8 protein-coding genes are annotated in these 9,757 nt (G+C 65.5%); 2 read left to right on the top strand and 6 right to left on the bottom strand.

Annotation, left to right across the window (positions count from 1 at the left end; all coding sequences use genetic code 11):
• On the top strand, positions 1 to 2,556 hold a 2,556-nt coding region (locus N1F91_RS28235), incomplete at its 5' end, for a DEAD/DEAH box helicase (RefSeq protein WP_289997095.1).
• Positions 2,557 to 2,845: 289 nt separating this feature from the next.
• Here N1F91_RS28235 and N1F91_RS28230 read toward each other — a convergent pair.
• The 4 genes from N1F91_RS28230 to N1F91_RS28215 form a co-directional block, all read right to left on the bottom strand.
• Positions 2,846 to 3,790 carry an acetamidase/formamidase family protein gene (locus tag N1F91_RS28230; RefSeq protein ID WP_289997094.1) on the bottom strand — a complete coding sequence of 315 codons (945 nt, stop codon included), beginning with the start codon at positions 3,788 to 3,790 and terminating at the stop codon, positions 2,846 to 2,848.
• Between the two features lie 93 nt (positions 3,791 to 3,883).
• Complete coding sequence (locus tag N1F91_RS28225; protein ID WP_289997093.1) at positions 3,884 to 4,492, bottom strand: LysE family translocator; 609 nt, start codon at positions 4,490 to 4,492, stop codon at positions 3,884 to 3,886.
• A gap of 181 nt (positions 4,493 to 4,673) precedes the next feature.
• A complete protein-coding gene (locus N1F91_RS28220) occupies positions 4,674 to 5,018 on the bottom strand; it encodes a hypothetical protein (protein WP_289997091.1) in 345 nt (114 codons plus the stop codon).
• 179 nt (positions 5,019 to 5,197) lie between these two features.
• Positions 5,198 to 5,827 (bottom strand): response regulator transcription factor, encoded by a 630-nt coding sequence (locus N1F91_RS28215; RefSeq protein ID WP_289997090.1) that lies wholly within the window; start codon positions 5,825 to 5,827, stop codon positions 5,198 to 5,200.
• Positions 5,828 to 5,860: 33 nt separating this feature from the next.
• Here N1F91_RS28215 and N1F91_RS28210 point away from each other — a divergent pair, with 33 nt between their 5' ends.
• Positions 5,861 to 7,990, top strand: a complete 2,130-nt coding sequence (locus N1F91_RS28210; RefSeq protein ID WP_289997089.1) for a sensor histidine kinase — start codon at positions 5,861 to 5,863, stop codon at positions 7,988 to 7,990.
• Here the strand turns inward: N1F91_RS28210 and purN are convergent.
• Together purN and purM are read right to left on the bottom strand one after the other, a co-directional pair.
• The gene (gene purN, locus N1F91_RS28205) at positions 7,980 to 8,696 is read right to left on the bottom strand and encodes a phosphoribosylglycinamide formyltransferase (RefSeq protein WP_289997087.1); all 717 of its coding nucleotides are present in this window, start codon (positions 8,694 to 8,696) and stop codon (positions 7,980 to 7,982) included. The genes N1F91_RS28210 and purN overlap by 11 nt on opposite strands.
• Positions 8,693 to 9,757 (bottom strand): phosphoribosylformylglycinamidine cyclo-ligase, encoded by a 1,065-nt coding sequence (gene purM, locus N1F91_RS28200; protein WP_289997086.1) that lies wholly within the window; start codon positions 9,755 to 9,757, stop codon positions 8,693 to 8,695. The genes purN and purM overlap by 4 nt, the downstream gene beginning before the upstream one ends.

The following is a 9,757-nucleotide window of genomic DNA, read 5'->3' as shown; positions in this document are numbered from 1 at the left end:
GACGTCTGTATTCTTCGTCATGGCGTGATCTCCTTGGCGGTGTCAGCCGCCGGTTGGGTGGGTTTCGTTCACCCGGAGATTACGCCACCTTCAAATTTCCACCACCTTCGCGACACGACCGCGATTGCCACCGGATACCTTAGCCGAGGAGCGTCACTCGTGATGACAACTCCGACAGGTTCCGGGAAAACGACGCTAGCCGCACTCAAAATCGCCGCCACGTTGTCGTCTGGGAGAACCGTGCTATATCTAGCGCCCACGCACGCGCTTGTGGGTCAGGTCGAGAACGACCTTAGCGACCGTGTTGTCGGCTTGGCAAAAGCCCAGAGCATCGAAGACATTACGCTTGATGAAGTCCAAAAAGCGTTGCCGGATATCGCTGTCGTAACGCCGGAACGATGTTTTGCTCTGCTCAATTTTTCACCGCAGCTCTTCACGAATGTGGGTCTGCTGGTCTTCGACGAATTCCATCTGCTTGGCGTGAACCCAGCGGAGAATATCTTCCATACCCGCGTGGATCGCCGCGCCATCGACGCGATGCTTTGTTTGTTGACCTTCCAAGCGATCAACAAAGACGCAGACTATCTCCTTCTTTCGGCGATGGTCAGCAACGGTTCGGAAGTAGCTCAATGGCTCGCGTCGATAGTGGGTCGGCCAGTTACACCATTCGACGACAAATGGAAGCCGACCAGGCAGCTTCGCAGCTGTGTGCTTTACGATAGGGAAGAGTACACTGCTGTGCGGCAATCACTAAAGGCAAATCCTCCCAACAAAAGCCCTGCGGCAATACCCTACGGACTCTTTTCTCTCGTCAGCGGTTGGCATCCCGGTGCGGCGGACAGGCTTCTGCTGCGGCCGATGGCGATAGCTCCGATCGCGCTTGGGCGAGGCGACAATAGATACGGTCCGTATTTGACAGCGAATAGATACGAAGTCGCGGCGCACATCGCGGCACAGTTTGCACAAAGCGGACTGAAGGTGATCGTGTTTTGCGACAGCATCGTAAGCTGCGGAAGCGTGGCAAAGGCGATCAATGCAAGAAGCGATCCTTTTGCATCCGAGCGCGACGACAACCAAGAAATTCTTCGCGCTACAACGGTCGATGAGGTCGGTGCCGAGAACGCTATTTACGATGCAGGCACTAAGATAGCTGCCGTTCACCACGGAGAGTTGTTGACATCCGAGCGTCGCTTAGTCGAGACGCTATTCAGGCGTCGTGACAGTCGCCTCAAGATTTTGGCGGCAACTTCTACGCTGGCTCAGGGGCTCAATCTTCCGTGCGATGTCGTGATTTTGGCATCTACCGATAGGCTAGACGAGACGGATCCCGAGGAAAAAACTCGCTCCCAATTGGAACCGCACGAAATTCTCAACGCCTTAGGGAGAGCCGGACGCGCGGGACAGGCTGCTACTGGATATTCTGTCGTTATCCCAAGCTCGCCGACTTGGTGCGACGCGGTCACGAAGCAAGTTTCCGACGATACCGACATAGCCATGGTTTTCACCGAAGGCGACCAGTGTCTACCCATATCCGATCCGCTCACACTGCTCTTCGACATCGTAGAAACGGAGGGCGTCACCGGAGGGGACGCAAGGTATCTGTTGCGGAGATTGGCGATCTCGCTCGGCGACGAGCGCGAAGGGGTGGAAACTTTCGAGACTCTTACGCGCCGGACCTTTGGGTTCTTTAGACGAAAACAAGCCGATCTGGCGAAGGCCAATGCTTGGCTTACGCAACGAAAAGCCAGTCTAACGAAAGCGCTTGCCGAAAGCGCTGCCGAAAAGGCCTTGCCTTGGCAAGACGAACTTGCAGCCCGCACGGGGGCGACACCGCAATTTATAGCCAGGTTGGCAAAGGCATACGAAGGCGCGCCGCACGAGGCCGTGGACGCGCTGACCTGGATGTCTTGGCTGCTGAGGTTACTCGATCCGGACGATGAAGAAATGGACTCCTTCTTACGCCCGGACTCCATGATCCGTGTGTTCGGGAGGGCAGTAACCACGCAAACGGATGACACGACCGCTCGCAAAATTGCTCTCGCCGGCACGGAAATTGCCGTGGGGTCGTGGTTCGAAGGCAATACGCTCGTCGAGATGGACAACAAAATTGCATCGTTCGTGGCGGCTAACGAGCAGAACGTGAAACGACCGACCAAGCCCGATAGAAAGGCAAAACGCGCCCGTCGTTTCGCGCTGCGCGTGGCTCCAGACCTGGGATACTTGTGCGGCGTTTTGAGCCAGGTCGCGCAGAGGTTAGCTGCCGAGACTGGTAGCCCCATGCCGCCGATGGTCGGCTTTTTGCCGCAGCTGATGCGATATGGGTTTCCGACACCTTATCACTTCGCGCTCTGGCGAGACAACGGCAGAGATTCACGCCGTGCGATGCGCGCGGCTTTCGACAAATTGGAAGGCGATCTAAATCGAATCTGGAGCGATGACTGGAACGCTGTTAGGGACAAGTTGGAGACAGCCCAGATGAAGGCAATGTTTTCGATAGATTTCGACTCTGCCGAAAACTCCTTCGAGGCGTTTATCGCCGCTCAGAAAGACAAATAGCGTCAGCTGAGAACAGCTTCCAAATTGCAGGACTCGGCTTTCGTGACGTCTGGTTTTAAGAGCCGATCCGCTTAGCGGTAATGCCCTATAATGGGCGCGTTGCCGTCGATGCGGCACGCTCACAAGAATGGCCGCTTTCTCGGCAGCCCAGCCCAATAGCGGTCGGGCAGGTACCCACCCCACTACAGCAATCCAACTCTTGCCCGAAGCGCGACCGCTTAGCGGTAGGTGTCGAAGCGGTTCGAGCAATTGGCATTCGGCGCAAATCCGTCGCCCCTCCCCATCTCCCTCACTCCAGCACCACCCGCGGAAAATAGAACGATACCACCCAGTTCGGCTGATCCACGATCTCGCTGATGCGCAGGTCGCCGGCGACGCTGCAGAGCATGTAGGCGTCGACGGCCGCCATGCCGGTGCGGCGCGACAGGAGGTCGACCATCTGCGACACGGCTTCGCGGGCGGCGGTCATCAGGTCGGGGCCGATGCCCATGGTGGCGTCGTAGCCCTTGGCGTCGAGGTGGCGGGTCACCGGGCCGGGGGTGCGGAAGCGGGGGTATTTCAGGTTGGCGCGCTTTTCGAGGTCGAAGGAGATCGCCACCGACATCGGGCTCTCGATCGCCGTGCCGCAGATCTCGCCGTCGCCCTGCGCGGCGTGCATGTCGCCGACCGAGAAAAGCCCGCCCGCCACCTCCACCGGCAGCCACAGTTCCACGCCCTCGGAAATGTCGCGCACGTCGAGATTGCCGCCCACCCGCCGCGGCGGCACGATGGAATGCGTGCCGTGCGCTGCGGGCGCGAGCCCGATCGTGCCGGGAAAGGGTTTCAGCGGCACCCGCCCGCCCGGCCCGAAGGCGGCGGGACCCATCGAGGTGGTGGCATAGCTCCACAGATGCAGCGCCGGATCGGGAAACTGGTCGGTGAGCAGGCCGAAGCCCGGGATGTTGGCCGTCCAGCCCCAGCCGCTCGGCTTGAAGCCGAGGATCTTGACCCGGATCGCGTCGCCCGGCTCGGCGCCGTCGATGTAGACCGGTCCGGTCACCGGATTCACCAGGGCGAAATCGAGCTTGCGCACCGCCTCCACCCCCGACACCGGGCCGATCTGGCCGCCGGACGCGTCGATCGTGTCGAATTCCACCGTCTGCCCCGGCGCGATGCGGATCGCCGGCGGGTTGGCGTTGTTCCAGCCATGGTGGTGGATCGTCCTGTGCAGCGTGTGATCGCAGCGATGCGCCATGTCGTCGGTCCCCATGCCACCCCGGCGGCGGCACGGGCAGTGTCGGTCGAAACCGGCCGGCGGATCAAGCCCCGGGAAGGCCGCGGGCCACGATCAGGAGGCCAGCACCCAGACGGAGGTCAGCGCGATCATCGCCGCCGAGATCCGGCTGAACCGGCTGGAGGCGGCGGGCGATGCGAAGAGCCGGTCGACCTGCCGCGCCAGCACGATCGTCCCGAAGAAGACGGCGCCGACGGAGACGAGCGTCACCAGCACGAGCAGGGTCAGCTGCGGCAGGTCGCCGATGCCGGTCGGCGCTACCGTCGGCAGGAGCAGGATGTAGATCAGCAGCGTCGACGGGTTGCCGAGGCAGAGCGCGACGCCGGCGCAGCCCGATGCCAGCCAGCCCTTCCGCCGCTCCCCGGCGGCGGCGAGGCCGGACGCGTCGTTCCACATCCGGACTGACAGCCAGATCAGGTAGGCGACGCCGAGATACTTCGCCGCCGAGAAGAGATCCGGCCGCCCCTCGGCCCACACGCCGACGCCGAGCGCCACGATGCAGACGGCCAGCACGTCGCCGAGGCAGAGCCCGGCGGCAAAGGCGACCGCTCCCTTCGAATCCCGGCCGAGCGAGCGGGCGACGAGCACCGCGACGACCGGTCCGGGCGCAGCCGTCAGGGCCGCAAGCGCGCCGGAATAGGCGATGAGGGCAGTGTGATCCATGGGTTCCTCCCTGGAAAGACGATGATCGAAGCTGGCCGCGCCGTCCGCCGACCGCGCCGCCCTCCCGGGTCCTCCCCAGGGCGCATCGGTCGGATCGTTCGGGCAGATGCCTGCGGGCGGGGCCGGTCCGGCCGTCCGCCGTCGCGGCGGGTGAACCTGCCCCGGCGGGCTCGTCGTCCCCTCAGGCGCAGGCGTAGGGCGCGCCGGCCGGCAGTGCGGTCTTCGCCGATCCCGGCGCCGGACGGATCTTTCGCGGGAGCTGCGCGTCTGCCGCCGCCAGCGGCCGGCCGGAGGTCGCGCTCACGGGCCGGCTCCTGGCGCGGGGGTGCGCGGCGCCGTCGACGGCAGCGCCGCCGGCACGCATGGCATAGGCGGGCCGCACCCTGGCGCGAACGGGCTCGACCTGGCCCTCCGGTTGTGCCGCTGCGGCGGACAGGCAGTCCTGCGCTGTCGGACCGGCAAGCCCGATGGCGCCCGCAAGCAGCGCCAGGGTGACGACGCCCGCAGCGAGGGCCCCGCGGTTCACGAAAGTTCCCACCATTTCCATCTCCACTGATCCTTGTTTCCGCATCGGCCGGGGCGGGCCCTGCGCCGTGTCGAAGCAACTGTTCGACAGGGATCAATTCAGCGGAAAGCGAGGCGTCGGCCTATCAGGCGATCACCTGAATTGACGCTGCGGCATGCGGATGATGGCTGGCGCGCGCGTCAGCGGATGCTGGCGGGGTCGAGAAGGCCGGCGCGCACGGCGGATAGCAGGAGGGCGGCCGTGGAGTTGACCGCGAATTTCCGCATCAGGCTCGTGCGGTGGCTGTCGACGGTCTTGGGACTGACGCCGAGCACCTCCGCGGCACTGGCATTGGTGTGGCCGCGCGCGATCGCCTGCAGGACGGCGAGTTCGCGATCCGTGACCGGCAGGTTCTGCCCCGGCGTCTCGATCAGGCGCCGCGCGCTGGCGCCGATCGCCGTCCGGCCCGCGAGGACCTGGCGGACGATGTCGACGATGTCGGTCTCCGAACCGTCCTTCAGCGACACGCCGTGGATTCCGGCCTCGACGAGCTTGATGATCGTCGGGGCCGAAACCGAGCCGGTGAGCAGGACGAAGCGGGTCTGCGGAGACCAGCGCTTGCACTCCAGGAAGACTTCCAGTCCGTTCGCGCCCGGCATATTGTAGTCGAGGATTGCGCAATGCGGCTTCTTCTTGCGGATGTCGACGATCGCGTCGATCCCGTTTGTGACCGAGCCGACAATATCGACGTCATCGAGAGCCGAGAGGGCTTTGGCGAGCCCCCAGGAGACGAACGCATGGTCGTCTGCAATCAGGACACTCCTTCTCACCGGAGCGTTCCGGATCCGTGCAGGTGGGGCTTCATGCCCGACCTGTTTCCGCTTCTCCTGCTGGTGTTCATGACGCTCCTCGCCGCGCCAGCCGATGCCGCCAATCGGGGTCCGCTCATCTTATCAGGTCCTGCGGACATTGATATGCTGGCGCATCATTTCGATTATGTGCTCGATCGTGACTGGGCGCTCAGGGTCGACGACTTCGCCGGACCTTCCTCCGTCGCCATGCAGCCGCTGCCCGGCCCCGTGCCCGACTTCGGATACACGCCGGCGCGGATCTGGTTGCGCCTGGACGTGTCGAACGGAACCGGCGGCACGAACGACTGGCTGTTCTTCGTCCACGCCAACTTCACGCAGCAGATCGCCATCTACCGGATCGGTGTCGGCGGTGACGTCGCCACGCTCCTCGATCTCGACACGCAAAGCCCGTTCGGCGCGCGTCCGGTCGACTATCCCCAGATGGTCGCCCCCTTCGCGCTTGCGCCCGGCGAGGCGGCGACACTTCTCGTGGCCTACTATTCTCAGGGGGCGTCACGGCTCTCGATGTCGGTGGAAACCCCCGAGAGCTTCGCTGTCCAGGCCCGGCTGAACGCTGCGAAGAACTATGTCTTCTACGGGATGATGGGCATCCTCATCGCCGCGGCCGTCCTGGCGCTGGTGATGTTCCGGCAGATGGTCTTCGCCGCCTATGCGGCCTATCTCTTCTCGGTCTTCCTCTATGTCGCGCATGCCGACGGCACCACGTTCCAGTACATCTGGCCGCACTGGCCCGCCTTCAACTCGATGGCTTCGGTCGCGGTGGGATCGGGCGTCATGGTCTTCGGCGGCCTGTTCGCCATCGCCATCCTGCAGACGTCGATCCACCATCCGATCATGCATCGCGTCCTGCTGGCGGTGGTCGCGTCGGTTGTCGTTCTGGACATCGTGCTCTGGGCTATCGACCCGCAATTGCTGAAGCAGCTGCTGGTCATCATGATCTCCATCACCACGATGACGCTGCTCGTCGCCGGCCTCGTCGCGGCGCGCCGGCGCTTCCGCGAAGTGCGCTTCTACGTCCTCGGCTGGCTGGCGACCGTCATCCCTTCGACCCTTTTCACCGCCCGCCACACCTTCGGCATCGAGACGGAGCGGTTCAACCTTTACGACGCGGTCCGCGTCGCGCTCGTCTTCGAGGCCATGATGATGGGCCTCGCGATCGTCGACCGATTCAACCAGTTGCGCCAGTCGCGACGGCAGGCCCTGGAGGAAAGCCTTGGCCAGGCGCGGCGCAATCTCGCGCTGGGCGAGCGTCTGGCGCTGCTGGAGGAGCGCTATGCGCTGGCGCAGGCGCTGGAGCGTCGGCGGGCCGAGAATGCGATGGACACCGCTCATGATCTTCGCCAGCCGATGCACGCCCTGCGGCTTTCCATCCGGCAGATGTTCACGGATCGGGCCGCGAATGCGGATGCCGCGCAGATCGAATCGGCGCTCGACTACATGGAACGGCTGGTCGCCGAGCGGCTGGTGGACGATGGCGATGCGGGCGGTGCCGATCGTCCGTCCCCGCTCGGCGGGGAGGCCGAACCGGCTGCGCAGGCGCACGGCAAGGAGCCGGGAGAGCCCGGCATCCACGACGTTCTGCGCGGCATTGCCGACATGTTCGCCCCGGAGGCGCAGGCCAAGGGTCTTGAACTCCGGCTGGTGCTCGCCGCGCCCGACGCCGGCGTGGCGTCCTATCCGCTCATGCGCATCGCCGCCAATCTCGTCTCCAACGCGATCAAGTACACGCGGCAAGGACGGGTCGTCATCGGCCTGCGGCGCCACGGGACGGGCCATCGCGTGGAAATCCACGACACGGGTCCCGGGTTGAGCGGCACGGTGTTCGAGGAAGCGCTGCACCGCGGGCATCGGCTGGAGCGCGACCGCTCGGCGGCCGAGGGAAGCGGTCTGGGGCTCGCGGTGGTCAGAGAGACGGCCGCCGCCAATGGCTGGCGGGTGACGGCCTGCGAAGGACGGCGGACGGGCGCGACCATCCGGATCGAGCTGGCCGGCGCATCGGTCCACGTGCCCGAGTTGCAATCCCTCGTCCCGGAAACGTCCGTCCAGAAGACCGCGCTGGCCTCGATCGGCAGCGTCGCGGCAACCGGTGCGCCGCAGTCGGCGGTTCGGCCTACGGCGTGAACCGCGCCAGCCGTTCCAGGTCCAGCGCCTCGGCCGGGGCCGGGGCATCCGGAGCCGGCGAGTACAGCGCATCTTCCGCGCCCCAGTCGCTGGTGGCCGAAAACACGGTCCGGCCGTCTTCCACGCGGGCTTCGCCGCGCGCGACCATGGCGAGCGCAAGAGCATAGAGCCTGTGCTCGGCCTTCAGCACGCGGGCGCCGAGCGCGTCGGCCGTGTCCGTGGCCAGCACGGGAACTGCGGCCTGCGCGACGATCGGACCCTCGTCCATCGTCTCGGTGACGAAATGCACGGTCGCGCCGTGAACGCGCACGCCGGTGGCCAGCGCACGGCCGTGCGTGTCGAGGCCGGGGAAGGCCGGCAGCAGGGAAGGGTGGATGTTGATCATCCGGCCCGCCCAGCGCTCCACGAAGGCAGGCGTCAGCAGCCGCATGTAGCCCGCAAGGCAGACCATCTCGGCGCCCAGTTCCTCCAGCACCGCCCCGATCGCCTCGTCATGCGCGGCGCGGTCGGGATAGTCGCGCTGCGGCACCATGCGGGTGGGAATGCCGCGCATGCGCGCCGATTCCAGCCCTCGCGCCTTCGGCGTGTTGGCGATCACGCCGACGATCTCGGCCGGGTAGTCGTCACCGGCGGCCGCCGCGATCAGCGCCTCCATGTTCGAGCCGCGGCCCGAAATCAGGATGGCGACGCGTTTTCTTGAGCTCATAGGTCGATCGTCCCCCGGTAGATGACGCCCGCATCGCGGCGCGGGCAGATGCGGCCGATCGGCGTCACCGCCTCGCCGGCTTCCGTCAGCACGGCCGCCACCTGCGCGGCCTGGCCGGCGGCCACTACCGCAATCATGCCGACGCCGCAGTTGAAGGTGCGCAGCATCTCCAGATCGGCCACGCCGCCGGCCTTCTGCAGCCAGCCGAACACCGGCGGCGCGTCGATCGCCTCGAGGTCGATCTCGGCCGCCCAGTCCTCGGTGAGCACGCGCGGAATGTTGTCGGGAAAGCCGCCGCCGGTAATGTGGGCGAGCGCCTTGATGCCGTGTGTGTTGCGAATCGCCTGGAGCAGCGGCTTGACGTAGATGCGGGTCGGTTCGAGCAGCGCTTCGGCCAGCGATTTGCCGGGCGCGAAGGGGGCCTCGTCGCTCCAGGAAAGACCCGTCTTCTCGACGATGCGCCGCACCAGCGAGAAGCCGTTCGAATGCACGCCCGACGAGGCGAGGCCCAGAATCACGTCGCCCTCGACGATGTCGTCGGTGGGCAGCATCTGCCCGCGCTCGGCCGCGCCCACGGCAAAGCCGGCCAGATCGTAGTCGCCCTTGCCGTAGAGGCCGGGCATCTCCGCCGTCTCGCCGCCGATCAGCGCGCATCCGGCCATCACGCAGCCCTGCGCGATGCCCTTCACGATCGCCGCGCCCTGCTGCGGGTCGAGCTTGCCGGTCGCGAAATAGTCGAGGAAGAACAGCGGCTCGGCGCCCTGCACCACGAGATCGTTGACGCACATCGCCACGAGGTCGATGCCGACCGTGTCGTGGATGCCCGATTCGATGGCGATCTTGACCTTGGTTCCCACCCCGTCATTGGCGGCCACCAGCACCGGATCGGTGAAGCCCGCCGCCTTGAGGTCGAACAATCCGCCGAAGCCGCCGATCTCGCCGTCGGCGCCCGGCCGGCGCGTCTGGCGCACCAGCGGCTTGATCAGCTCCACCATGGCGTTCCCGGCATCGATGTCGACACCGGCCTGCGCATAGGTGAGCCCGTTCTTTCCCTCGCTCAT

It is taken from the genome of Aquibium sp. ELW1220 (assembly GCF_030398385.1).
Lineage (GTDB): Bacteria > Pseudomonadota > Alphaproteobacteria > Rhizobiales > Rhizobiaceae > Aquibium.
The sequence above is the reverse complement of the archived record's forward strand: the minus strand, read 5'-3'. Positions and strand labels throughout refer to the sequence as shown.

Bases quoted from the DNA above. Each gene is read 5' to 3' on its own strand.
- N1F91_RS28230 (WP_289997094.1), bottom strand. From the start codon at position 3,790: ATGGCGCATCGCTGCGATCACACGCTGCACAGGACGATCCACCACCAT.
- N1F91_RS28210 (WP_289997089.1), top strand. From the start codon at position 5,861: ATGCCCGACCTGTTTCCGCTTCTCCTGCTGGTGTTCATGACGCTCCTC.
- purM (WP_289997086.1), bottom strand. From the start codon at position 9,757: ATGAGCGAGGGAAAGAACGGGCTCACCTATGCGCAGGCCGGTGTCGAC.
- N1F91_RS28225 (WP_289997093.1), bottom strand. From the start codon at position 4,492: ATGGATCACACTGCCCTCATCGCCTATTCCGGCGCGCTTGCGGCCCTG.
- purN (WP_289997087.1), bottom strand. From the start codon at position 8,696: ATGAGCTCAAGAAAACGCGTCGCCATCCTGATTTCGGGCCGCGGCTCG.